This is a genomic window from Comamonas serinivorans, assembly GCF_002158865.1.
In the GTDB taxonomy this organism is placed as follows: Bacteria; Pseudomonadota; Gammaproteobacteria; order Burkholderiales; family Burkholderiaceae_C; genus Comamonas_E; species Comamonas_E serinivorans.
Window position 1 is genome coordinate 1,131,841 of sequence record NZ_CP021455.1, and the last position, 24,102, is coordinate 1,155,942.

The 24,102-nt window shown below is 70.3% G+C and carries 21 protein-coding genes and 1 tRNA gene; 16 read left to right on the forward strand and 6 right to left on the reverse strand.

Features of this window, described 5'->3' with window-relative positions:
- Positions 1-127: 127 nt before the first annotated feature.
- From CCO03_RS04740 to purU, 7 genes are all read left to right on the forward strand, one after another.
- Positions 128-796: an SIMPL domain-containing protein gene (locus CCO03_RS04740; protein WP_157667501.1), complete on the forward strand. Its 669-nt coding sequence runs from the start codon at positions 128-130 to the stop codon at positions 794-796.
- Between the two features lie 265 nt (positions 797-1,061).
- A tRNA-OTHER gene (locus CCO03_RS04745) sits at positions 1,062-1,132 on the forward strand.
- A gap of 284 nt (positions 1,133-1,416) precedes the next feature.
- Positions 1,417-4,314 carry a hypothetical protein gene (locus CCO03_RS04750; RefSeq protein WP_157667502.1) on the forward strand — a complete coding sequence of 966 codons (2,898 nt, stop codon included), beginning with the start codon at positions 1,417-1,419 and terminating at the stop codon, positions 4,312-4,314.
- Positions 4,315-4,704: 390 nt separating this feature from the next.
- Complete coding sequence (locus CCO03_RS04755; RefSeq protein WP_087277911.1) at positions 4,705-5,448, forward strand: hypothetical protein; 744 nt, start codon at positions 4,705-4,707, stop codon at positions 5,446-5,448.
- A gap of 146 nt (positions 5,449-5,594) precedes the next feature.
- Positions 5,595-5,843 carry a hypothetical protein gene (locus CCO03_RS04760; RefSeq protein WP_087277914.1) on the forward strand — a complete coding sequence of 83 codons (249 nt, stop codon included), beginning with the start codon at positions 5,595-5,597 and terminating at the stop codon, positions 5,841-5,843.
- A gap of 138 nt (positions 5,844-5,981) precedes the next feature.
- Positions 5,982-7,187, forward strand: a complete 1,206-nt coding sequence (rtcA, locus tag CCO03_RS04765; protein ID WP_087277917.1) for an RNA 3'-terminal phosphate cyclase — start codon at positions 5,982-5,984, stop codon at positions 7,185-7,187.
- Between the two features lie 172 nt (positions 7,188-7,359).
- Entirely contained in the window at positions 7,360-8,244 is an 885-nt protein-coding gene (gene purU, locus CCO03_RS04770) for a formyltetrahydrofolate deformylase (protein WP_087277920.1), read from the forward strand.
- A 349-nt stretch (positions 8,245-8,593) separates the two neighbouring features.
- Here purU and CCO03_RS04775 read toward each other — a convergent pair whose 3' ends face one another.
- On the reverse strand, positions 8,594-9,061 hold the full coding sequence (locus tag CCO03_RS04775; RefSeq protein ID WP_157667503.1) for a hypothetical protein: 468 nt from the start codon (positions 9,059-9,061) through the stop codon (positions 8,594-8,596).
- Between the two features lie 662 nt (positions 9,062-9,723).
- Here CCO03_RS04775 and CCO03_RS04780 point away from each other — a divergent pair.
- The 5 genes from CCO03_RS04780 to CCO03_RS04800 all read left to right on the forward strand — a co-directional run bounded on the left by CCO03_RS04780 (position 9,724) and on the right by CCO03_RS04800 (position 14,184).
- A complete protein-coding gene (locus CCO03_RS04780) occupies positions 9,724-10,128 on the forward strand; it encodes a CidA/LrgA family protein (protein ID WP_087284187.1) in 405 nt (134 codons plus the stop codon).
- Positions 10,125-10,874, forward strand: a complete 750-nt coding sequence (locus CCO03_RS04785; protein WP_087277926.1) for an LrgB family protein — start codon at positions 10,125-10,127, stop codon at positions 10,872-10,874. The genes CCO03_RS04780 and CCO03_RS04785 overlap by 4 nt, the downstream gene beginning before the upstream one ends.
- Before the next feature lie 312 nt (positions 10,875-11,186).
- Positions 11,187-11,663, forward strand: coding sequence for a bacterioferritin (gene bfr, locus CCO03_RS04790; protein WP_087277929.1), 477 nt, complete (start codon positions 11,187-11,189; stop codon positions 11,661-11,663).
- A gap of 525 nt (positions 11,664-12,188) precedes the next feature.
- On the forward strand, positions 12,189-12,620 hold the full coding sequence (locus CCO03_RS04795) for an FKBP-type peptidyl-prolyl cis-trans isomerase (protein ID WP_418236049.1): 432 nt from the start codon (positions 12,189-12,191) through the stop codon (positions 12,618-12,620).
- 283 nt (positions 12,621-12,903) lie between these two features.
- Positions 12,904-14,184, forward strand: coding sequence for a DEAD/DEAH box helicase (locus CCO03_RS04800; RefSeq protein WP_087277936.1), 1,281 nt, complete (start codon positions 12,904-12,906; stop codon positions 14,182-14,184).
- Between the two features lie 182 nt (positions 14,185-14,366).
- Here CCO03_RS04800 and CCO03_RS04805 read toward each other — a convergent pair whose 3' ends face one another.
- Entirely contained in the window at positions 14,367-15,299 is a 933-nt protein-coding gene (locus CCO03_RS04805; protein ID WP_087277939.1) for a LysR family transcriptional regulator, read from the reverse strand.
- Between the two features lie 84 nt (positions 15,300-15,383).
- On the opposite strand from CCO03_RS04805, the gene CCO03_RS04810 reads away from it, so the two are divergent.
- The 3 genes from CCO03_RS04810 (at position 15,384) to CCO03_RS04820 (ending at position 17,628) form a co-directional block, all read left to right on the forward strand.
- Entirely contained in the window at positions 15,384-15,893 is a 510-nt protein-coding gene (locus tag CCO03_RS04810; RefSeq protein WP_087277942.1) for a CidA/LrgA family protein, read from the forward strand.
- Positions 15,894-15,933: 40 nt separating this feature from the next.
- Entirely contained in the window at positions 15,934-16,638 is a 705-nt protein-coding gene (locus CCO03_RS04815) for an LrgB family protein (protein ID WP_087277945.1), read from the forward strand.
- A gap of 126 nt (positions 16,639-16,764) precedes the next feature.
- On the forward strand, positions 16,765-17,628 hold the full coding sequence (locus CCO03_RS04820; RefSeq protein ID WP_157667504.1) for a hypothetical protein: 864 nt from the start codon (positions 16,765-16,767) through the stop codon (positions 17,626-17,628).
- A gap of 267 nt (positions 17,629-17,895) precedes the next feature.
- Here the strand turns inward: CCO03_RS04820 and CCO03_RS04825 are convergent, their stop codons facing one another.
- Entirely contained in the window at positions 17,896-18,339 is a 444-nt protein-coding gene (locus tag CCO03_RS04825; protein WP_087277951.1) for a VOC family protein, read from the reverse strand.
- A 61-nt stretch (positions 18,340-18,400) separates the two neighbouring features.
- Here CCO03_RS04825 and CCO03_RS04830 point away from each other — a divergent pair, with 61 nt between their 5' ends.
- Entirely contained in the window at positions 18,401-18,994 is a 594-nt protein-coding gene (locus CCO03_RS04830; RefSeq protein ID WP_087277954.1) for a TetR/AcrR family transcriptional regulator, read from the forward strand.
- 127 nt (positions 18,995-19,121) lie between these two features.
- Here CCO03_RS04830 and CCO03_RS04835 read toward each other — a convergent pair whose 3' ends face one another.
- From CCO03_RS04835 to CCO03_RS04845, 3 genes are all read right to left on the reverse strand, one after another.
- Entirely contained in the window at positions 19,122-20,258 is a 1,137-nt protein-coding gene (locus CCO03_RS04835; RefSeq protein WP_087277957.1) for an aminotransferase class V-fold PLP-dependent enzyme, read from the reverse strand.
- Between the two features lie 532 nt (positions 20,259-20,790).
- A complete protein-coding gene (lysA, locus tag CCO03_RS04840; RefSeq protein ID WP_087277960.1) occupies positions 20,791-22,038 on the reverse strand; it encodes a diaminopimelate decarboxylase in 1,248 nt (415 codons plus the stop codon).
- A 188-nt stretch (positions 22,039-22,226) separates the two neighbouring features.
- The gene (locus tag CCO03_RS04845; RefSeq protein ID WP_087277963.1) at positions 22,227-23,795 is read right to left on the reverse strand and encodes a TerC family protein; all 1,569 of its coding nucleotides are present in this window, start codon (positions 23,793-23,795) and stop codon (positions 22,227-22,229) included.
- Positions 23,796-24,102 lie beyond the last annotated feature (307 nt).

Sequence of the window (24,102 nt, forward strand, 5' to 3'; positions counted from 1 at the left end):
GCCTGATACTGCCAAGGCTAAGCATTCCACAATGGGATGATCAACAGCGCGCCCGCCGGCTTGCACGGTGGGGCGCATGCAGCGGCTGGCCCAAGGCCGGGTGCACGACATGGAGAGGGAGACGCACATGGCGCAGTACATCGAGGTCATTGGACAGGCCAGCGTGAGCGAAGTGGCCGTGGAGCAGCGCGTGGCGCTGACGGTGTCGCACCGCGGCAAGGGCGGTGGCATGTCGGACAAGGTGGTGGCGCACAAGGCCACGCAGCAGCGTGAGCGGGTGATCGCCACGCTGCTGGCCCACGGCATGCGGGAGCACGAATTGCATGAGGGCGGCATGGACAGCGGCACCTGGCACTTCAAGCGCAAGCGCGAGGTGCACCACAGCCACCGCATCCTGCTGATCTGCGAGGACGACGCGCGCCTGTTTGCGGCCCTCGAGGCCCTGGCGCCGCTGCAGGACGAGGGCGAGCTTGACTTGCAACTGGACATGCTGGACGCCCGCTACGAGGTGCCGGCCGGTGCGCTGAGCGGGGCGCAGCAGGCGGCGGTGGCGCATGCCCGTGAGCATGCGAATGGCCTGGCGCAGGCTGCCGGCGTGGCGCTGGGCGCGGTGGTGCAGGTGCAAGAGCTGGCGCCGGCGCGGGAGCGTTCGGGTGCCTATGGCGAGTCCTGGTATGGCTTGGCCGCCGCAGGCGGCGCGGCTGCGGCACCGGCCATGACCCTCTTGGCGAGTAACCAGCGCACGCGCACCTTGAGCTACCGCGTGCGCTTTGCGCTGCAGCGGGCTGTGCCCTGACGCGCGTCGTTCGCCGCAACGCCTGGGCCGCGGTGGCCTGAATGTCGGTCCGACCGTGCACTGGGCAGGACGTGGGGCCAGTGAATCGCCTGCAACGCCCCTGCAGACGATTCATGGGCGGGCGTAGAGTTCGCATCGAAAGCGATACAGTGGGATCGTGTTCGGCGGTCATGGTGGCGTGCAGCCCTGCTGTCGCCCTGGGGTGAAGCGGGATGGGCCGAACTGGCACGGCCGTTGCGAAGGATGAGGTGAACGTGGGCCCAGGTCTGGGGTGGCGCAAAGCGAGCGCGTCGGACTTGAATCCGAAGGGTGCTGGTGCAAGTCCAGCCCCCAGACCTGGGCCCGCGAAACCCGGGGGCGCGACGGCGCGAGGCAGGCCTTGACGCGGCGGCCGTGTCGGCAAGGGTGCAGCGAGAAGCGGCTACCAGGCCGGTTGCCACGCATCGCAGCCCGTCGGCCAGCCCGACCGGCAGGGGATGAGGTCAGGTGTGCAACGGTCTGGCGCAGTTCAAGGAGAACGCCCGACCATGCATCGGGAAGGTGCTGGACAAGCCAGCCGCCAGACCGTTGCGCATGGGCCAGTCCCCGTCCCGATCCACACGAACACAGGGAGAGCGGCCATGGGCCAGCACGACGAAGAGCACTCACCGGACGCCGGTGAGCACCCGGTGCCGCCGGCGCATGCGGCATCCGGGCTTGCCCAGGCGAACCCGGGCTGGGCAGCCGGCCAGCTTGCACGCGCCCGTGCGGCTTTGGCACAGGCACAGGTACAGCGGGACCCGTCAGGGCCCGACGCGGCCGGCGCTGCGTCATCCGCGGATACCGACGCTGCAGGCCACGCCGTGGCGCGTGCGCTGGCCAAGGTGAATGCCTGGCGCCAGGCCTTGGCCGGCATGGCCAGTGGCGAGCTGCAGGTGGGGTCGCGCACGCCGCTGCGCAACGTGGCGGCCTGGCTCACGCCGAATGTGTTGCACGGCGGATTCGCCTCGGGCCAGCTGATGGCCGGGGGGCGCGCGCAAGCACACGAGACGCACTGGCTGGCGCAACTGGCGGCCGGTCAGCCGCTGGGCAGCACGCCGACCGACTGTGCCCGGATGGCCACGCTGGCGGCACAGCCCGTGGACCGCAGCACGCTGCCCCAGAAGCTGGACCGCACGCCGCTGAACGACTGGTTCCTGACCGAGGCGGGCCTGCAGCAGCTGATGCAGTGGCTGGACGACGGCCGCTGGCGCATCGCCGTGCCCGAGGAGGGCGCCTTGCTGGTGGTGGCCTGGCTGCTGAGGCAGGGGCATGACACCTCGGCGGCCCGCCTGTTGGACACCCTGTCGCCCTACTGGCACCGCGTTCGCTTTTACCCGCAGCCCGCTGCGACGCCCATGCCGGCGCTCGACCGCGTGAGCCTGCGCAGCGCGCAGGACGTGATGGCGCAGTTGAACCAGCTGCAGACGCCGCCCGCGGTGCTGGCCCAGCACCAAGCCATCCACGTGTGGCGCCCCTTGCTCGACGAGCTGGTGCTGCTGTGGCTGCAGGCCGTGCCCGGCGCGCTGCACGGCCCTGACGCTGCCGCGGCCCATGGCGAATCCGGGCGAGGTGCCGACGGCGCCGTGACGGATGCGCTGCCGCGCCTGCGTGCCGGCACGCGCGAGGCCGAAGGCGGCTTGCCCCTGGCCGAGCCCGACGCCGACTGGCGGCAGCAGGCGGCGGCCTGGCGCCTGCGGGCGCGCGAGGCCGAGGCGCAGCACACGCGCAGCCGGGCGCACCGCAAGCCCGGCTCGCACGTGGCGCAGTTGTGGGCCATGCTGGACCAGGTGCTGCAAGGTCAGGCCCTGAGCGAGGCACAGCGCCGCCGGCTGCGCTTTGTGCTGGCGTGCCAGGTCAGCGCCCATGGCGTGCCAGGCGATGCGAGGCACCACACCTGGCGCGCCGCGCAACGGGCGCAGACCGACACCGTGTGGCGCGCCCACTGGGCGTACGCACTGGCCGCGCGCGTGCAGGCGCAGGGCCCCTACGCGCTGGGCGATGGCCTGCCGGATCTGGACACCGCGCTGCAAGCTGCCACGGCGCAAGAGGCACAACAACATGCGCACCTGCCCGAAGGCACCGTGGTCTGGCCCAGCCTGCGCCGCAAGCTGCGCCGCGCCCACTTGGCCACCGTGCCGCAGCTGGTGCAAGCCGGCATCGTGCCGTCGAGCGAGGTGCTGGCCAGCGTGCTGCCCGGCACCACGGGCGCACAGCTGGCGCGCACCATGCCCGATGCGGCCAGCGCGCGGCTGCTGGGCGCGCTGTGGCGTGCGTTTCGCGGGCGACGCTCGGTGCTGCTGCTGAACCACGAGTCGCAGGTGCGCTTTCACGAGCTGCCCTGGGTGCTGCGCTTGCAGCAGCACGCCTGCGTGCCGGCGACGGCCGCCGGGACCGAGGGCGATTCGGCACATCGCTGGGACATGGCCGGCCTGGCGCGCAGCCAGGCGTTGGCGCAGCTGGATGCGGCCGCGCGCCTGGCGCTGACGCAATTCCCGCAATCGGCCTTCCCGAACCCGCTGCTGTGGGAGCTTCGCGCGCTGGCCGAGCAGGGTGGCTGGCAGCCGCCGTGGGTCGAAGACATCGCGGCCGACATCTTCATGGGCAGCTTTGGGCCCAAGTTCGGGCAGGCCGTGCACGACGCGCTGCCCTGGTTGCAGGGCAGCCTGTATGCGCAGCATTTCCAGCTCGACCTGGAGGCGCTGCGCCTGGCCATGGCGCCGGCCGTGGCCTGCCACGCGGCCTTTCAGCGTTACGCCGAAACGCCAGCGGGCTCACCCGGCAACCCCGCGGCCAAGCGCGAACAACAGGCCTTGCTGCAGCGCTATCACGCGGCGCCCGACCTGCTGGTGGCGCACCTGCGTGCGCGCACGGGCTGGTCGGCCGACGCCCGCGGCGTGGGCGCGAATGGCGCCGTCATCGAGCAGATGGGCCTGGTCAGCACGGCCAACTTCGCGCCGCTGGCGCAGCGCTTTGGCTGGGGCGTGGCCGGTGCCGGTTTGCGCGATGCCACGGCCCAGGCGCGCGAGCTCCAGGGGTGGGCGCAGGCCGCACGCACGGGCTTCGAGCGGCTGTGCGCGGGGCTGGACCTGGGCGTGCGCGAAGCCGGCGCCATGCTGGACAAGCCGCCAACCCAGATCCAGGCGACAAACCCGGCGGATGCCCATGCGGCAGCGACAGAAGCCCAGGCCGCCGACCGCCTGCTGGCCGAGCGCGTGCGCCGGGCCGCCACCAGCTGGCGCCAGGTCGTGCTGCTGCTGAGCCTGCTGCCCGCCGAGCAGCAGCGCGCCAACCTGCTGGGCATGCAGCGCCACCTCGCGGCCTGTGACACCCCCGCCAGCCGGGGCGTGACGCGCGCCCTGGCGCCCCAGCTGGCCGACCTGATGGCCTGTGTGCAAGGCCAGGCGCGCGACGCCGGTCGGCCACCGTTCCACGGCTGGACCCAGCCAGGGCAGCGGGGCGTGCTGTTCACCCTGCGCCAGGGCCTGAAGGCCGGGTGAGCAGGTCGGGTGAGGTCAGGTGAAGCCAGCGGGGCCATGGGGCCCCATCTTCCAGGTTGGCCCGAATGGTGACCGTGGGTCTGGGTGCCGGTGCTGCCGCCCCAGGCGTTCGCTGTGGGCGCCTGGCGGACTGGCGCCGAGGAACGGAGGAGCTTGCGCGACAATCCGGCATCCGGTCCGGGCGAGGCTCGCTAGGACATGGCCATGGCGCGCGGCGGTCAGCACGCGGCGGTGTCGGCCCCGCAGCCGCGCGATCCCGGTGGTCGGGTGCAAGTGCCCTGTCGGCTTGCGTTCCACGCCAACAGGCCTGCTGCCGTGCCTCGTGCCATGTCAACCGTTGCTTGACGGTCGGCGGGCCCCGTGCCCACGCCGTGTTGTTCAGAAGTACCCATGCCTTTACGCATCGACGAAGCCATCACCCAGCTGGATCACGGCTGGCTCAGCCATTTGAAATCGCAGGGTTACGGCGGCGATGCCTTGCGCCAGGCGATCGACCTGGTGCTGTACGCCCAACAGCAGGCGGCGGCGCGCAACAGCGCCGAGTTCAAGGCCGCCATCGCGCGCGTCAACCACCTGGTGGGGGCGGGCATCGCGTGTGACAACAACGGCGACTACCTGTACACGGCCGAGTGGCGCGACCCGGCTTGCGCCGGGCTGGGCTTCGCCATCGAATACGCGGCCGACCCGGCCAGCTGGCGGGCCGAGTTCCGCATGCCCGGCTGCTGGCCGCACACCGTGGACAACCTCGACATCACCGACACCCGCGCTGTGGACCACGACTTTGCGCTCTGGCTGGCGCGCGCCAGTGCCCGCCATTTCACGCACCTGATCGAACGCCAGCTGCCCGAAGGCGAAGCACTGCGCGCGCCCTGTACGGCGGCCGTGCGGGCCGGCACCTGGGCCGAATTCGTGTGCCTGCACCCACTGCAACCCGTGGCCCGCCTGGGGCACGAGCGGCTGGAGCAGGCCGCCTGGTCGGCCCAATACCCCAGTGCCGCCCAGCGCGAGTTGCAGGCCCGCTTCGATGTGCAGAGCGCCTTGCTGCTGCGCTTGATCGTGGTTCAGCAGGCAGCATGGGCTTGGCATGAAGAGTATGGCGACAATCGCGATGACGATTCAACGGGAAGGCATTGATACTCCATTTGATGTGGCGCTTGCTGAGGGCTGCTTGCCCGACACCGGAAGGCTGGCGTCGACGCAGGGACATGACGCGTGGCCAGCGGTGCATGGGCTCGCCAGCCGCCCGCACAGCGCCCCCAACCCGCTGACTGGGCGTCCTGATGCAGCAGGCCTGGCTCGACCTGCCCGTGCTCTTTCGCCTGCATGCGCAGGCGCGTGGCCAACAGGTGGCGCAGCCCGAGCGGGCCGATGGGGTGTTCGCCATCCAGGGCACGGCCAGCGCGCAGCCTCACACCGTCCGAGACGGACCGCATCCGGGCCGATTGCCTGTGAAGGCGGGCTTGCAAGGGGCGCTGCATGGATCGCTGGCGCGCTGGATGAATCAAGCCAGTTTGGCTTGCGGTGGCTGAGCCGTGGCGAGGCGCAGGCGCCCTCGACGCCAAGTGCTTGATCCGGCAAGGGTTTGCGCGGCTCGCCTGTTGATTTGGCGGGGCCTGGCACGCCGCGTGCAACGAGGATGGCCACACACAACTCAACTGGGAGCACACATGCCAACCGACGACCAGGTGGAGGCGAAGCCGCGTCACCGTGACCCAGCTCGCACGGCCACCGCCGCAGACACCAAAAGCGTGACCGGCGCAGCGCAGACGGGCCGTGGCGCAGCCATCGAGATCGATGGCTCGCAGGGCGAGGGCGGCGGGCAGATCCTGCGCACGGCGCTGGCCTTGTCCATGATCACCGGCCAGCCGCTGCACCTGCGCGCCATCCGCGCCAAGCGGCCCAAGCCCGGGCTCATGCGCCAGCACCTGATGTGCGTGCAGGCGGCCGCGCAGGTCAGCGGGGCCCACATCAGCGGGGCCGAGCTGGGGGCCACCGAGTTGCGCTTCGCGCCGGGCCCGGTGCGGGCGAGCGCCTACGAATTTGCCATGGCCAGCGCAGGCAGCTGCATGCTGGTGCTGCAGACCGTGCTGCCGGCGTTGATGCTGGCCGATGCCCCCAGCACGCTGGTGCTGCGGGGCGGCACGCACAACCCCATGGCGCCCAGCTTCCACTTTGTGCGCGATGCCTTTGCGCCGCTGGTGCAGCGCCTGGGCGCCGGCCTGACGCTGCAGCTGCAGCGGCTGGGCTTTTACCCCGCAGGCGGTGGCGAGGTCACGGCCACCATCACGCCTGCGGCCCGCCTGACCCCGTTCGACCTGACCGAGCGTGGCGAGCTGCAGCAGGGCGATGCTCTGTGCCTGACGCCGGGGCTGTCGGGGTCGATCGCGCGCCGCGAGCTGACGGCGCTGGGCCAGGCCATGGGCTGGGGCGAGGACCGCTTGCGCTTTGGCGAGGCCAGGCAGCACGAGGGGCCGGGCAATGCCTTGATCGCCCGCCTGCGCTACGCCCACGTGACCGAGGTGTTCGTCGAGCTTGGGGCCCGCAACCTGTCGTCGGAGCAGGTGGCCGGCAAGCTGGTGCAGGCCATCCGGGCGTTTCAACGCCGGCCAGGTGCCGCGGTGGGCCCACACTTGGCCGACCAGCTGGTGCTGCTGCAGGCCCTGGCCGTGTGGCAGGCCGGACGGACCGGCAGCCAGGCGGATGCGCCCCACGCCGATGTGCCCCAGGCGGATGTGCCGCAAGCACGCTTCTCGTGCAGCGAGGTGACCGAGCACTTGCGCACCAACTGCGTGGTGATCGAACGCTTTCTGCCCGTGCGCTGCACGCTGACCCAGGGCCCTGTGTCCCGGGTGACGGTGCGCTGGGCGGGGTGAGTCCCGCGCGCCAGTCGGGGCACTGAGGCGGGCTGGCGGGGCCCCTGGCCTCGCCGGCCGGGCCCATGCCATCCCGCGCAAGGCCCGCCGGCGCCGAGGTGCCCGGCGCCGCGCAACGGACGATGCGCGGAGCTAGGGCCGGGGTGAGCGGGATGGGCGACAATCGCGCGCCATGACTGCAGCCAACCCCTCTGCGGATTCGACCGTGAATTCCAACGCCTACATCCTGACCCTGTCTTGCCCCGACCGCACGGGCATCGTCCATGCCGTTTCGGGCTTTCTGCTGGAGCAGGGCGGCAACATCGAAGAAGCCGCGCAATTCAACGACCCGGGCACCGGCCTGTTCTTCATGCGCGTGCGTTTTGCCAGTGCCAGCGCGGACTACGAGGCCCTGCGCGCCAAGCTGACCGACTTCGCCAAGCCGCTGGACATGAAGCTGCGCCTGTATTCGACCAGCGAGCCCATGCGCACGGTGATCTTCGTCAGCAAGGAAGGCCACTGCCTCAACGACCTGCTGTTCCGCTGGAAGTCGGGCCTGCTGCCCATCGACATCCGCGCCATCGTCAGCAACCACCGCGACTTCTACCAGCTGGCCGCGAGCTACAACATCCCGTTCCACCACCTGCCCATGACCCGGGACAACAAGGCCGAGGTCGAGGCCAAGCAGTTCGAGATCATCAAGCAGGAAAGCGCCGACCTGGTGGTGCTGGCGCGCTACATGCAGATCCTGTCGGATGACCTGTGCCGCAAGCTGGCGGGGCGGGCCATCAACATCCACCACAGCTTCCTGCCCAGCTTCAAGGGCGCACGCCCCTACTACCAGGCGCACGAGCGCGGGGTGAAGCTCATCGGCGCCACGGCGCACTACGTGACGGCCGACCTCGACGAGGGGCCCATCATCGAGCAGGACGTGGCGCGCGTGGACCACTCGCGCACCGTGGAAGACCTGACCGCCATCGGCCGCGACACCGAGAGCCAGGTGCTGGCCCGCGCCGTGAAGTGGCACAGCGAGCACCGCGTGCTGCTCAATGGCCACAAGACCGTGGTGTTCCGCTGAGCGCCTGAACGGGCGTCGTTCGCGGGTTTTGGGGAGTGCGCCGGCACGCCGGATGCCGGGTGCTCAACGGGGCCTGCATCGCACGCCGCAGCGCCAGCGGTGCGTGTCGTGTCTGGACGAGGTTGATGGGTGTGTGACGGGGTATTGGGTCAGCCCCGTTCATATATCAACGGCGAGTAAGCCATACCCCTGATTGATTCGGGTGTGGCATTCACGCCATCCAGCGCCGAGGATGAGGCGCTCAAGAGGAGCACCACCACTGACGCCTGGCCACCCGCGCATCCCGCATGGCGGCGCGTGCAATCGGCCACGCGGCCACGCCGTCGACCTGCCGCGTTGGGCACGCGACTCAGCGTGCGCTGGATTCGCCGGCCGCGGGCTGCACCGGCCTGGGGCTTGCGCTGTTGGCCGCCGGCACCACGGCAGGCTGCGCGGGCTTGCGTGCGGGTGCTGGGGCCGTCGCAGCGCGGGCGGCGGGGCGCGTGCCGCCAACCGGCAACTCGGCATACGGGCGCGACAAGCCGTTGGCCAGGCAGTTGCGCATGGCCTCGCGGCGCAGCTGCGTCGTGTGCTTGGTCGACTCCCCCTGCACGGCGTTCGAGCTGCGGCGGCAATCGCGCTCGATCGCGGCTTCGGCCTTGGCGCGTCGTTGCAGGCAGGCCTTGAACTCGCTGGGGCGCTGTTCGGCTGGCAGGGCTTGCAACTCGTGTTGGCACATCTGCATGCGCGTGGGCACGTGCCCGGCGGCGACGCCGTCGGCCTGGGCGGCGGACCAGGGCAGCGTCAGGACCAACAGAAGCGGGGTGAGGGGTTTCATGGTGACCGCATTGTCTCCGAGTCCCTGGCCGGCCCGCGTGACGATGCTGGCCGGTGTGGCGTGATGGAAACGGTGCAGGCGGCGCCCGCGCGTGGCCTGTAGATCCAGTGCGAATGCGCGTCGCGGGTCGCTGCGTGCGCCTCATGCCGACACGCGCGGCCACACAGGCTGTGTGGCTTGTCCTGCGGCTTCAGAGCGCTCAGGTGCATGCGCCGACGCTGATCGCCGGCTTCCACCGCCTGCGGCTTGGCCCATGCCCCTTAGACCGCGTGGCGCCGATGTGGCCAGCCGTGGGCATTCGACTGGGCAGCCGTTGGCGAGCGGTGCTTGGCGCGCCGGATGCGATCGTGTGGCTGAGCAGGACCAGTTCGGCAAAGGCGAGTGGCTTGGCACGCCGGTTTGGCATGCTGATTTGCAAAACAGTTGTGAGCACGCGCCTGGGGCCTGGCCCTGGGGCAAGATCGGGCGTTTGGCGCGCATGGCCGCGGCGCGTGGGCCCGTGCGGTCATCGCAATGGCTTCGCGGCCGGCTGGTGTGCCAGCGCGGCGTGGTTCGCTGGGACCGGCGAGGCTGGCGCGGGCAGGCTGCCTGCGACGCCTTGCACTACGTGCGACTTGCGCATGCGGCCGCAGGCGCGGGTGAATGGGACGAAGGATGTGGGCATGCAGGCCTTGATGGGGTTGATGTGGTTGCTGGTGTTTCAGGCGGGGGGCGAGTTGCTGGCCCAGAGCCTGGGACTGGCCTTGCCGGGGGCGGTGCTGGGCATGGCCCTGCTGGTGGTGGCCTTGCGCTGGCGCGCGGTGCGCGAGCCGGTGGCGGCCTGTGCCGACTTCCTGCTCACGCACCTGTCGCTGCTGTTCGTACCGGCCGGCGTGGGGGTCCTGGCCCACATGGGGCTGGTGACGCAGCATGGCCTGGTGCTGCTGGTCATCCTGCTGGTGTCCACCGCCATCGGGCTGGTGGTGACTGCCGTGCTGCTGAACTGGCTCACGCGCCATGAAGCCGCTCCATCGGCCGTCCCGCCTGGCGCGGCGTCGCTCCCTTCGTCGACGGAGCAGGGCGGATGACGGCGCTCTCTGCCTGGGCCGGCCAGGCCGCAGCGCTGTGGCACAGCTGGGCGGCCACGCCGCTGTTCGGGCTCACGCTCACGCTCATGGTGTACCTGGCGGTGCAAACCGTGTACCGGCGCCTGGGCAACCTGACCTGGGCCAACCCCGTGTTCTGGTCGGTGCTGGTGGTGGCCGTGGTGCTCAGCGTCACCGGCGTGCCCTATGCGCGCTATTTCGCCAGCGCGCAGTTCATCCACCTGTTGCTGGGCCCGGCCGTGGTGGCCATGGCCTGGCCGCTGTGGCAGCGCCGCGCGGCCTTGCGCCAGCGCGGCGTCAAGCTGTTGGCCGTGGCGATGGTGGGCGGCGCATGCGCCGCCGGCTCGGCCGTGCTCATGGCCTGGTGGTGGGGGCTGCCGCGCGAGGTGATCCTCTCGCTGGCGCCCAAGTCGGTCACCACGCCGGTGGCCATGGGCGTGGCCGACGCGATCGGTGGCATCCCGGCCCTGTCGGCGGTGTTCGCGGTGCTGACCGGCATGATCGGCGCCATTGGCGGCAAGACCGTGTTTGCCCTGCTGCGCCTGCCGGCCACCAGCCGCGGCGACATGGTGCGCGGCTTTGCCATGGGCACGGCGGCGCATGGCATCGGCTCGGCGCGCGCGCTGCAGGTCAACGCCGAGGCGGGCGCCTACGCCGGCCTGGCCATGGGGCTGCAATCGCTGCTGGCGGCCCTGCTGATTCCGCTGCTGGTGCAACTGTGGCCGTGAAGGCGGGTGGTCGGGCGGCCAGGCGAGCGCGTTCACCGTGGCCGACGTGGCGCGCGGCCATGGCGTCTGCCCCACGCCACTGAACACCACGCCCGCAACCGGGGTGGTGCTTTGATGGCCCAGGGCGGCGCTGCGCGCAGCATGCGCTCTGCCGCGGTTCGCGTGGGATGCCGCGCCGCCACGAATGCAATTGAGAATGCATGGCATGTGCATGCAGAGCGCCAATCAGGGGACATTGCGCCGCCGCTTTGTGGACGGCCCTGGGGGCGGGGATACTCTGGGCATTCGGATGAACCCTGAGGAGAATCGACCATGCAAGGCGACGCCCAAGTTGTGGACTGCCTGATCGCGCTGCTGCGCGGCGAGCTTGCCGCACGCGACCAGTATTTCGTGCATTCGCGCACCTACGAGGACCAGGGCTTCACCAAGCTCTACGAGCGCCTCAACCACGAAATGGAAGAGGAAACGCAGCACGCCGACGCCATCCTGCGCCGCATCCTCATGCTGGGGGCGCGACCCGACATGCGGCCCACCGCCTTCGAGCCGGGCCTGACGGTGCCCGACATGCTGCGCAAGGACCTGGCCACCGAGTACGAGGTGCGCGCCAACCTGCAGGCCGGCATTGCGCTGTGCGAGGCGCAGCGTGACTTCGTCACGCGCGACATCCTGCTCGCGCAGCTCCGCGACACCGAGGAAGACCACGCTTACTGGCTCGAAAAGCAGCTCGGCCTGATCGACAAGGTGGGCCTGCAGAACTACCTGCAGTCGCAGACCAGCGCTGGCGTGTGACAGCGCGGCGGGCCTTGGCTGGCTCGGCCAGCGGGTGACTGGTTGGCGGCGGGGCTTTGTCCCTGACCGCGGGCACTCGACCTTGGCGCGCCGCCGTTCCCTCCACCCGTTCGCTTGTTCAGCGGTGCGCCACAGCTGCCGGCGAACACGGTGTTGCCACCTCCGTCAAGGGCAGACTCACCGCCAACACCTCACAGCCCACACCAACCATCTGACCTGTGCAGCCCTTGGCCATCCGCCACCCGGTGGTTGACGAGCTGTCAGCGTTTGCAACCAGCCATGACACATGTGGGTGCAGTGTATGGCTTTAGGTGTGACCAGTATGGGTTGATTGTCGTTGTTCAAAAAACGGAAATGGCCGCATACTGGGTCAGCTGTTGAATGACCTGCGGCATGCCAGACGACCAACCGGTCCATCGCAGCCCGCGCGTGGGGCCACCCCAGGTGGTCATAATGGCCCCCGTCTCAACTGACCTGGATGCCCTTCGAATGACCAAGTTCCATGTGCCCTTGCTCGCCGCCCTGATGGCCACCGCGTTGACCGCCTGTGCGGGCAACCCCGGTGACAAGTCCGCCGCTGCCGCGCAGCCGCAGCCGGCCGCAGCGCCCGCCGCGCCGGGCAAGGCCGTGACCACCGCGAGCGGCCTGACCTACCAGAGCCTGAAGGACGGCACGGGCGCATCGCCCAAGGCCACCAACACCGTGCGCGTGCACTACCACGGCACCCTGGCGGACGGCAAGGTCTTCGACAGCTCGGTGCAGCGCGGCCAGCCGGCCGAATTCCGCCTGAACCAGGTCATCCCCTGCTGGACCGAAGGCGTGCAGATGATGAAGGTCGGCGGCAAGGCCAAGCTGACCTGCCCGCCGCAGATCGCCTACGGTGCCCGCGGCGCCGGCGGCGTGATCCCGCCCAACGCCACGCTGACCTTCGAGGTCGAGTTGCTCGACGTCAAGTGACGCCTGGCCTGCAAGCGGCAGGCCATGACACAGCCGACCTCAGGGTCGGCTTTTTTGTGGGCGAGCCGGGCGGTGACGCTGGCTTCGGGTGTGATGCGGTGAGCGCCCTGTGTCACCTCGCCCACGGCTTGCCATGGCGGTGCAGCGGGACTGACCCATCGGCGTCGGGGCTGCGGCCGTGAAGCGATGGCGGTTGCTGCACCACCGCCTGTGCGCCAGGGGGCGGCTGAGTGGCGGCCCGATGGCCCGGCGCGGGCGGGAACGGGGTTATCCTCCGCGTCCCATGTCATTTCACTCTCTGGGCTTGAGCCCCGCGCTGGCGCGCGCCGCCGCCGACCTGGCCTTTGACCAGCCCACGCCGATTCAGGCCGAGGCGGTGCCCGTCATCCTGCGCGGGGCCGACCTGCTGGCGCGCGCGCAGACGGGCTCGGGCAAGACGGCGGCGTTTGCGCTGCCGCTGCTGCAGGCCTTCGAGATCTCGCCAGACCAGGGCCCGCGCCGCGTGCAGGCGCTGGTGCTGGCACCCACGCGCGAGCTGGCGGCCCAGATCGGCGAGACGCTGCGCAGCCTGGCGCGGCACCTGGCGCGGGCGCCGCGCATCGCGGTGGTGTTCGGCGGGGCGTCCATCAACCCCCAGATGATGCGGCTGCGCGGTGGCGCCGACATCGTGGTGGCCACGCCGGGGCGGCTGCTCGACCTGGTGGACCACAACGCGCTGCGTCTCGCCGAGGTGCGCACGCTGGTGCTCGACGAAGCCGACCGTTTGCTCGACCTGGGCTTTGCCGACGAGCTGGGCCGTGTGCTGGCGCTGTTGCCGGCGCGGCGGCAGAACCTGCTGTTCTCGGCCACGTATGGCGGCGCGGTGCAGGCGCTGGCCGAGCGCCTGTTGCACGAGCCGGTGCAGGTCACGATCGCAGCGCCTGCAGTGGCTGACGCGCTGGTGCAGCAACGCGCCATCGCCGTCGATGCGGCCCAGCGCGCACCGCTGTTGCGCCACCTGCTGCGCCATGCGGGCTGGAGCCGGGTGCTGGTGTTCGTGGCCACGCAACATGCGACGGAGCACCTGGCTGCCAAGCTGCGCAGCCACGGCATCGCCGCCGCGCCGCTGCACGGGCAATTGAGCCAAGGCGCACGCACGCAGGCGCTGGAGGCCTTCAAGGCCGCGCAGGTGCAGGTGCTGGTGGCCACCGACCTGGCCGCGCGCGGCATCGACATCGCCCAGCTGCCCGTGGTACTGAACTACGACCTGCCGCGCTCCACCGTCGACTACACGCACCGCATCGGCCGCACCGCGCGGGCCGGGCAGGCCGGGCTGGCGGTGAGTTTCGTCAGCGCCGAGACCGAGGCCCATTTCGCGCTGATCGAAAAGCGCCAGGGCCTGAGCCTGACGCGCGAGCAGATTGCCGGCTTTGAACCCACGCAGACCGACGCGCTACCGCTGGCATTGGTCGATGGCACGGGCGGCATCAAGGGCAAGCGGCCGAGCAAGAAGGACAAGCTGCGGGCCGCCGCCGCCGCCGCAGCAGCAGCAGCCGCCGCCGACAGCCCGCACCAGGCGGACTGACGCGTAGCGAGCGTCAGGCCTGCGCGGGCCGGATGTCTGTGTCCAGGCTGGCGCATTGCATGCCAGTATGGGGAAGATGCCGTTGTTAAAAAAACGGGAGGGGCTAGATACTGCCTGCTCGCTGCGCCTGCGTGGCATCACGCCGTGCAGCGGTCCGGCGCTTGGCTTGCGATGGCGCCTCGTCAGTCGTCCACGTCATCGTCGGGTGCAACGCCTTGCGCCGCGGCCTGCGGGTAGATGGCCTGCACGCACGCCAGCCAAGCACGGGCGGCGCGCGAGAGGCGACCGCGCCGCCACAACAGGACCACGTCCCAGGCCAGCTCGGGCTCGATGAGCGGGCGGCTGGCCACGCGGGCGGGGTCGAAGCGCGCGATGACGTGCTCGAACATGACGCCCACGCCCAGGTTGGCGGCCACGAGGTCGCCGAGGAAATCCCAGTAACGCGTCTGCAGCTTCACCTCGGGCGTGAAGCCGGCTGCGGCGCAGGCGTCGAGCACGGCCTGGTGCAGGTGAAAGTCGGACGTGTAGAGGACGAAGGGCTGATCGGCCAGCTCGCGCCAGCGCACGGGCTGGTGGGGGTCGGCAACGGCCGCGGCCGGGAAGACCGCGCGCGTGACCTGGTGGGCGAGCACCCACTGCTGCAGCTCGGGATCGCGTTCGCCCCCGGGCTCGTCCCCCAGGCCCACCGTCATGTCGACCTCGCCGTCGATCACCGCCTGACGCAGGCCGCGCGCGCCCAGCTCGGCCACCTGCAGCGTGACGCCCGGATGCAGCCGGGCAAAGCGCGCCAGCACCGGGGCCATGTAGTGGCCGCTGGTGGGCATGACGCCGACGGTGAGGGTGCCGCGTGCCATGCCGTCGACCTCGGCCACCTCCTGCTGCAGGCGCTGTGCATCGGCCAGCAGCTGCTGGCCGCGCGCGAACACGACCTGGCCGGCGTCGGTCAGCCGCACGCCACGGCCCTGGCGCACCAGCAGCGGGCCGCCCAGCTCGTCTTCGAGTGCGCGCACCATCTTGCTGATGGTGGGCTGGGTGACGAACACGGCCTGGGCAGCGCGCGAGAAGCTGTTGTGGTTGACGACTTCGACGAAGTAGCGGAGCGCGCGCAAGTCCATGGTGGATCAATCATTCGTAGGGTGAATTGATTTCATGAAAATAAGTCATTTTGAGAATATCAGCGTAAACCCTAGGATGGGGCCATGTCTCAGCCCCTGCAGAACGCGGACTTGTCGCACACCCACGCCGCACGCGCCGCCAAGGCCGCCCGGGCGCTGACCGGCGTGGTGGCGCAGGTGGCGGTGCTCAGCGCCATCTGGGTGGCCATGGAGCAGCTGCGGCTGCTCCTGGGCTGGCGCATGCCGGCGGGCTTGCTGGGCCTGGCGCTGCTGGCCCTGGGCCTGTTCGCAGGCTGGGTGAAGGCCGATTGGCTGCGGCGGGGCACCAACTGGCTGTTGGCCGACATGCTGCTGTTCTTCGTGCCCGCCATGCTGGTGGTCACCGACTACCCCGATCTGGTGCGCGCGCAGGGCTGGCGCATCCTGGCGGTGATCGTGCTGTCCACGGCGTGCGTGCTGGCCGTCACCGCGGTGGCGGTGGACCGGGTGTACCGCCTGGAGCTGGCGTGGGCGCGCCGCCGGTCCACCCGGCGTGCGCGGCTGAAGGTGCATGGGTATCAGGCTGCATCGATCGATCAACAAACGCAAAGCTGAAGTACTGCGCCATGATGAAACCAAACACCGAGGGCGTGCCATGCTGACCGCCGTGTCCCCGGAAGCGGTCGCCCTGGGCTCGCTGCTGGTCACGGTGGCTTGCTATGTGCTGAACAAACGCCTCTACCGCGCCTGCCCGCATGTGCTGCTGATGCCGTTGATCGCCACGCCCGCGCTGCTCATCGCGCTGGCCTGTGCGTTGCAGGTGAGCCATGGGCAGTACATGACCCACACGCACTGGCTGGTCTGGCTGCTGGGCCCCACCACGGTGGCGTTTGCCCTGCCGCTGTACGACCACCGGCAGGTGCTGGCGCGGCACGGGCTGTCCATCGGCACCGGGGTGGTGGTGGCCAGCGCCGTGTCGATCTGCACCACGGTGTGGCTGGCGCGTTGGCTGGGGCTGCCGGTGGCGGTGCAAAAAGGCCTGGCTGTGCGCTCGGTCACGACGCCGTTCGCCATCGAGGCCGAGCGCGCACTGGGCGGCCCGACCGACCTGGCCGCGCTGTTCGTGCTGTTGACGGGGGTGGCCGGCATGTTGCTGGGCGGGTTGGCCCTGCGCGGGCTGCCCCGCGTGCGCGAGCGCCTGGCCGGCGGCGCGGTGTTGGGCGCGGCGGCCCACGGCACGGGCGTGGCCACGGCGCGCCAGCTGGGCGAGGTGCAGGCGGTGGTCGCGTCGCTGGTGATGATGATCGCCGGGGCGGTGAACGTGCTGATCGCGCCGTGGGTGCGCCTGGTGTTCTTCTGACCCGTGTCGGCGTCGGCGCGATGCCGGCAGAGGTGACCGGCAGCTGGCTTTGGCAGCTTCGCGCTCGACACGGCGGCATGCGCCCCCCCAAAATGTTGTCGTTTGTAACGAAGCGAGGAGGCCGACATGGGCAACAGGGCATGCGCAAGCGGGGGCCGGTGCGGCGTGTTGGTCATCGGCGCCTGGCTGGCGGGCAGTGCCGCGGCGGCGGTGGTCACCACGCCGGCCGGGGTGCTGGTGGGGCCGGCCGGCGATGCGCCGGTGGCCGAGGTCTGGCAGCGCACCAACGTGCGCGTCGGGTCGTCGGCGGGCATCACGGCGGACTACCCGAACGCCAGCACGGCGTCGGGCCTGTTGACCTCGGACAGCGTGAACGGCAAGGCCGACTGGCAGTACCTGGCCGCCACCCCCTTGGGCCCCCTGAGCAGCTTCCGCTCGGCCACCTACCAGTGGTACCGCGACGGCGCCAGCACCGTGGCGGGGCATTTCAGCCCGTTGCTGCGCATGCTGGTCGATGTGGATGGCAACCCGGCCACCACAGACCTGGCCTGGGTCATTTACGAACGCGGCGCCATCGATGCCGTGACCCCGGTGCCAACCGACACCTGGGTCACCGAAACCATCGACGGCGACACGCGGGTGTGGGTGCATCAGGTGGGCTCGACCAACAACCAGGTGCCCTACACGCGGATGGCGGACTTCGCCGCCGGCACGCATGTGCCCGAAGCCGGCGGCACCCAGATCACGGGCGCCAGCCTGATCCTGGGCTTGCAGGCGGGCATCGGCTCGGGCTGGGACGGCGTGTTTCGCGGCGCGGTCGACCACATCGGCCTGGTGGCCCAGCGCAGCCTGGGGCCGGACAACTTCGAGCTGGCGCCCCCACCGCCGAGTCCCGCGCCCGCGGCCGTGCCGGCCGCATCGTGGTGGAGCCTGCTGGGACTGGGCAGCCTGCTGGTCTGCTGGGGCGCGTGGCGCCGCCGCAGGGCTTGATGCACACGGGCTTGGCGTGGCTGGACGATGGCCTGGCCCACCAAGCCGCGCAGGACCTGGCCTCGGGCGGCGCGGCGTGCGCCCGCGCGCTCGCGTTGGTTCGGCCTCGCGTCCAACCGCCTGGTGCCCGCAGCACCCACCGCACGGCGGGCACAGGCCCGGCGAAAGCCTGGCCGGATCGGCACGGGAGCCGGCCGCGGCCGCACGCATACCCGTGAAGGCTGGATGAGGGCTGCATTCACTCCCGGGCGTCGTGACCGCCCGGGCTCACGCCAGGTACTGCGCGGCGAACTCGGCGCTGGGGGCAATGGGCGTGATCACGTCGATCAGCGTGCCCTCGGGCCCCTGGGCGATGAAGTGGCGCTGGCCAAAGGCCTCGCTGCGCAGCGGCAGCAGGATGGGCAGCACCTCGCGCAGGCGCGCCCACTCGGCGTCCACGTCCGCCACCTCCAGGTTCAGCAGCAGGCCGTGCGCCCGGGCGCCGCGCTGGGCTGCGGGCACGGTGTCGTGGCTGGCGTCCAGCACGGCCAGGTTGGCCTGAGGATTGCCCGCGGACTGCAGGTGCACGTACCAGCTGCTCTCGAACAGGGCCTGAAAGTCGAAGTGGGTGCGGAAGAAGGTGGCGGTCTGCGCCACGTGGGCGGTCATCAGCACCGGGTAGAACGAGCGGATGGGCGACGCGGTGACAGGGCTGGCAGCAGGGGAGGGCATGGCGATTCCTTCAAAACATACAATCTGCATGTCTAAAGATTAAAACATACAGGCTGCACGCATGCAAGACAAGCCCACCCGAACCAACGCCGAACGCACGCAGGCCACGCGCGGTGCCCTCCTCACCGCGGCCCGCGCGCTGTTTGTGCAGCGCGGGTATGCCGACACCAGCACGCCCGAGATCGTGGCCGCCGCCGAGGTCACGCGCGGCGCGCTGTACCACCACTTCGCGGACAAGCGGGCGCTGTTCCTGGCCGTGGCGCAGGCTTCGGCGTTCGAGGTGGCCGAGGCCGTGGCGCACGCGAGCGACGGGGCCCCCGATGCCGTGCAGGCCCTGAACCGGGGCGCGCAGGCCTACCTGCAAGCCATGGCCGAGGCCGGGCGCGCGCGCGTGCTGCTCGTCGAGGCGCCGGCGGTGCTGTCGGCACCCGAGCTGCTGGCCCTGAGCGACCAGGCGGGTGCCCAGGCCTTGGCGCAGGGCCTGGGCGAGTTGTTTGGCGAGCGGGGCGTGGCGGTGCCCGCCGACGAACTGCATGCGCTGGCCCAGCTGTTGTCGGCCGCGTTCGACCGCATGGCCCTGGCGCTGGCGCGGGGCGAGGCGGTCGAACCCTATGCGGCCGCCATGCAGCGCCTGCTGGCGGGCTTGGCGGGCTGAGGAAGGCCTTTGGCGCGGGGCCGCTGCAGAAGCCGTGCTGCGCCGTTGTGGAGGATGAGTATCAGCCCATTGCCGTTCATCAACAAACGGTGATGGGGTGATACGGTCTGAAAATGGTTGAGGCCTGTCAAACGCCCATCTGGTCGAGTGCGGCCTGAAGCTGTGCCACGCTGCGGTCCACGTTGCCCCACTTGTCCAGGCCGAACAACCCGAGGCGGAAGGTCCGGAAGTCCGGCCCTTCGCCGCATTGCAGCGGCACGCCGGCGGCGGCCTGAACGCCCACGGCTGCGAACTTGCGCGTGTTCTGGATGTCCGGGTCGCTGGTGTAGCTCACCACCACGCCGGGCGACTGGAAGCCCGCGGCTGCCACGCTGGGGAAGCCGCGTGATTCGAGCAGGGCCCGCACCTGCGTGCCCAGCGCGATCTGCTGGTCGCGCAGCGTGGCCAGGCCGCGGTCGCGCGCTTCGAGCATGGTGTCGCGCACCTGGGCCAGTGCATCCGTGGGCATGGTGGTGTGGTAGGCGTGCTGGCCATTCACATAGCCTTCGGCGATCTGCAGCCACTTCTTCAGATCGCAGGCAAAGCTGGAACTGGTGGTGCCGTCGATGGCGGCGCGGGCACGCTCGTTCAGCATGACGAAGGCGCCGCAGGGCGAGGCGCTCCAGCCCTTTTGCGGGGCGCTGATGAGCACGTCGACGCCGGTTGCCGCCATGTCCACCCAGATCGCGCCCGAGGCGATGCAGTCCAGCACGAACAGCGCACCCACCTCGTGCGCGGCGTCGGCCACCGTGCGCAGGTAGTCGTCGGGCAGCAGGATGCCGCTGGCGGTTTCGCAATGCGGGGCGAACACGACCTTGGGCTTTTCGGCGCGGATGGTGGCCGCCACCTCGTCCGCCGGCATGGGTGTCCAGGGCGCCTGCGGGCCGCTGCCGACCTGGCGGGCCGCGCAGACGGTGGCGCCGCCATTCAGGCCGAAATGGCCCATGTCGAAGATCTGCGACCAGCGGAAGCTGAAGAAGCCGTTGCGCACGATGAGCACCTTTTCGCCGTTGGCGAACTGGCGGGCCACGGCCTCCATGCCGAAGGTGCCGCTGCCGGGCACGATGGCTGCGGTGTGGGCGTTGTAGGTGGTCTTCAGCGTGGCCAGGATGTCCTGCATGACGCCGATGAAGCGCTGGGACATGTGGTTGAGCGCGCGGTCGGTGTACACGACCGAGAACTCGAGCAGGCCATCGGGGTCGACGTGGGGCAGCAGGGCGGGCATGGGGGTCTCCGGGTGTGGGGTGGGCAATCGGCGTGCGGACGGTGCGACCGTGCGCGGTCTGCGCCGCAGGGCGCGCGGTGCGGGAACCTGGGGCCACCGGTTGGTGGCAGCGGCCCGATTCTAGGGCGTGCCTTCAGGTGCAGCGGCGGCCCGGCTGGGCGGGTTGGGCGGCATGGCTGCGGGCGGGTGCCGCTGTGCAAGGCATCGCCCGGGCGGTCGAGGCATCTTGGCCAGAGATGGGTCGGGGCGGTCAGGTCGCGGCGGCTGAGCGATGGCGCCACGCTGGCGATGCTGCACGCCTTTTTCCGTCTCACCTGGGCTGTGCGCGGCCCGACGTGCTTGCCGCCATGGCGTTCAGCGTGGTGGGCCATTTCGCATCGCCGGCATCGGCGGTATGGGTGGGACGTGTGTGGCGTGAATGGCCAGTTCTGAGGTTTTGATGTGAGTATGGCCTCATTCCCGTTGTTCATTGAACGGGAACGAGGCCATACTCATGTGCCATGATTCGCGCCACGCGTCAGCGCGCCGCTGCTTACAGCCCGGTTTCCAGCGCCAGCAGGTCGTCCACGGTCTGGCGGCGGCGAATCAGCCGCGCCTGGCCGCCATCGACCAGCACCTCGGCCGCCAGCGGGCGCGTGTTGTAGTTGCTGGACATGCTGGCGCCATACGCGCCGGTGTCGTGAATCACCAGCAAGTCGCCGACCTGCGCGGCCGGCAGCATGCGCGGCAGCACCACGCCGCCTTCGCCCTGGGTGAACACGTCCCCCGATTCGCACAGCGGGCCCGCCACCACGCTGGCCACCTCGGCGGCCTGGCTGCCATCCCGGCGCAGCAGGCCCATGGCGTGGTAGCTGCCGTACATGGAGGGGCGCATCAGTTCGTTGAAGCCCGTGTCGACCAGCACGAAATGCGAGCGGCCCTGGTTCTTGACGGCGCGCACCTGGCCCAGCAGCACGCCCGATTCGGCCACGAGGAAACGGCCGGGCTCGATCTCCAGGTGCAGGGCATGGCCCACGATGGCCTCGGCCTGCTGACGCGCGGCATGCCACAGGCTGAAGTAGTGCGCGGTGTCGATGCGATCGCCCCCCGCCTGGTAGGGGATGGACAGCCCGCCGCCGGCCGACAGGGCCTGCAGGTCCATGCCCGCGGCGCGGGTTTGCTCGACCAGGCCGACCATGGCGCCGCAGACGTTCTGCAGGTGGGCGTAGTCCACGCCCGAGCCGATGTGCATGTGCAGGCCGACCAGCGTCAAGCCATTGCGCTGCACGGCGGCCAGGGCCGCGGCCAGGTCGCCGTGCCAGATGCCGTGCTTGCTGTGCTCGCCGCCGGTGTTGGTCTTGTTGCTGTGGCCGTGGCCGAAGCCGGGGTTGATGCGCAGCCACACGGCATGGCCGGGCGAGGCCGCGCCGAGCTGGTCCAGCATGTCGATGGAGCCGGCGTTCACGGGCACGCGGTGTTCGACCACGGTGGCGAGCGTGGCCGGGTCGAACACGTCGGCCGTGAAGACGATGGGGGCGGGCTCGTCAAACCCGGGCTGGTAGCCGGCGGCCAGCGCGCGCAGGATCTCGCCGCGCGAGACGGCATCGACCCGGACGCCGCGCTCGCGCATCAGCGACAGGATGTGGATGTTGGAGCAGGCTTTTTGCGCAAAGCGCACGGTGTCGAAGGCCTGCAGCTGGGCGATGCGCTCGCGGATGGTGGCGGCGTCATACACCCACAGCGGGGTGCCGAACTCGTCGGCCAGGGCCCAGAGCTGGGCGGCAGAAAAAGGATTGGACATGGGCAGGTGGCGTGGCGTCGGCCGGTGCAAGGCTGCGTGGCCGGTGAACCCGCGATTGTCGCCGCAACGGCGCCAGGGGGCGCCGTGCGGGTGTGTCATTGAGGCGATGCAACAGGCGCCGGTGGCCTGCAGGCCATGGGCGGCATCGGCGGCCTTGCGCCGTGCGGGCTTGCCTGGGTGTCAGCCCCTTATCCGTTGTCGTCGCCGCCCTCGGGCAGGCGCTCGATCCGCACGGTCTTGATGCGCTGGGGATCCACCTCGTCCACCGTGAACGCGTAGCCCTGGTGAACCGTGCTGGCGCCGCGCGCGGGCAGCTCACCAAACACGCGCAGCAGGTAGCCGGCCAGCGAATAGGCCTCGCTGCCCTGCACCAGGCCGTCCACGCCGAGGGTGCTTTCCAGCTGGTGCAGGTCAGCCGTGCCGGCCACGCGCCAGCGCCCGTCGCCGGCCGGCTGGATCTCCAGCTGTTCGTCCTCGTCGGGGAATTCGCCGGCAATCGCTTCCAGCACGTCGATGGGGGTGACGATGCCCTTGAGGGTGCCGTCCTCGTCGTTGACCAGCACCAGTTGGCCCTTGGCGCTTCGCAACACGCCGATCACGTCGATGACCAGCATGGATTCGGGCACGAACACGGGCTGGCGCAGGTAGCCGTTGGGCTCCAGCCGGCCCCTCTCTTCGATGGCGCCGAGCAGGTCCTTGGCGCGGGCCACGCCCAGCACCTGGTCCAGCGAGCCCTGGCACACCGGGTACATGCCGTGCGGCGCGGCCAGCAGCTTGCGTCGGTTCACGGCGCCATCGTCATCGACGTCCACCCACGAGATGTTGGAGCGCAAGGTCATGATGGAGCGCACGTTGCGCTCGGCCAGGCGCAGCACGCCGCCCACCATGTGGCGCTCTTCGGCCGCGAAGGCCGGTTCCGGGGCATCCGGCTCGGCTCCGCCACCCGCGGTGGCCGCCTGGGTGGCCTGCGCCGTCGTGCGGTGCCCCAACAGGCTCAGCACGCGCTCGGCCGTGCGTTGGCGCAGTGGCAGGCGCGCCTCGTGCTTGGCCGCGTTGCGGTTGGCCAGCTGGTTGAAGAACTCGATCAGGATGGAGAAACCGATCGCCGCGTACAGGTAGCCCTTGGGCAGGTGGAAGCCCAGGCCCTCGGCCACCAGCGACAAGCCGATCATGAGCAGGAAGCTCAGGCACAGCACGACGACGGTGGGGTGCGCGTTGACGAAGCGCGTGAGCGGCTTGGAGGCCAGCAGCATCACGCCGATGGAGATGACCACGGCGGCCATCATCACGGGCAGCTGGTCCACCATGCCGACGGCGGTGATCACGGCGTCGAGCGAGAACACCGCGTCGAGCACCACGATCTGCGCCACCACGAGCGAGAAGCTCGAGTAGGCGACTGTGGCGGTGGCCTGGTGCTGCACGCCTTCCAGCCGCTCGTGCAACTCCGAGGTGGCCTTGAACAGCAGGAACAGGCCGCCAAAGAGCAGGATCAGGTCGCGTCCCGAGAACGGATGGCCGAACACGTGGAACAGCGGTGACGTGAGCGTCACCAGCCAGGAGATCACCGACAGCAGGCCCAGGCGCATGATCAGCGCGAGGCTCAGTCCGATCACGCGGGCGCGGTCACGCTGGTGCGGCGGCAGCTTCTCGGCCAGGATGGCGATGAAGATCAGGTTGTCGATGCCCAGGACGATTTCCAGGACGACGAGCGTGGCCAGGCCGACCCAGACGGCCGGGTCGGTCAGTAATTCAAGCATGGTGGGGATGGGTTAGGCGCGAGACCGGCCAGGCCGGCAAGGGCTGCCGGCAGCGGTGCGCACAAGAAGATGGGGGACGACCAGCACGGGATGCTGGCGGGTGGTGTCGAGCAAGGCCGTCGACTGGGGGGCTCGGCGTCGCTTGACGCAGAAGGAGAGTCCATGCGCAAAATTTTATCGGGGCCTCGAATGTCCCCGAGAGGCCCGGGCCGAAGGGGGCTTTAGCGGGCCGCCGAAGGCTGGTGCCATCGACCGGATGTCCGACAGGCATGGTCGGTCCTTCTATGCTTGGCCGTTTGAGCGGATC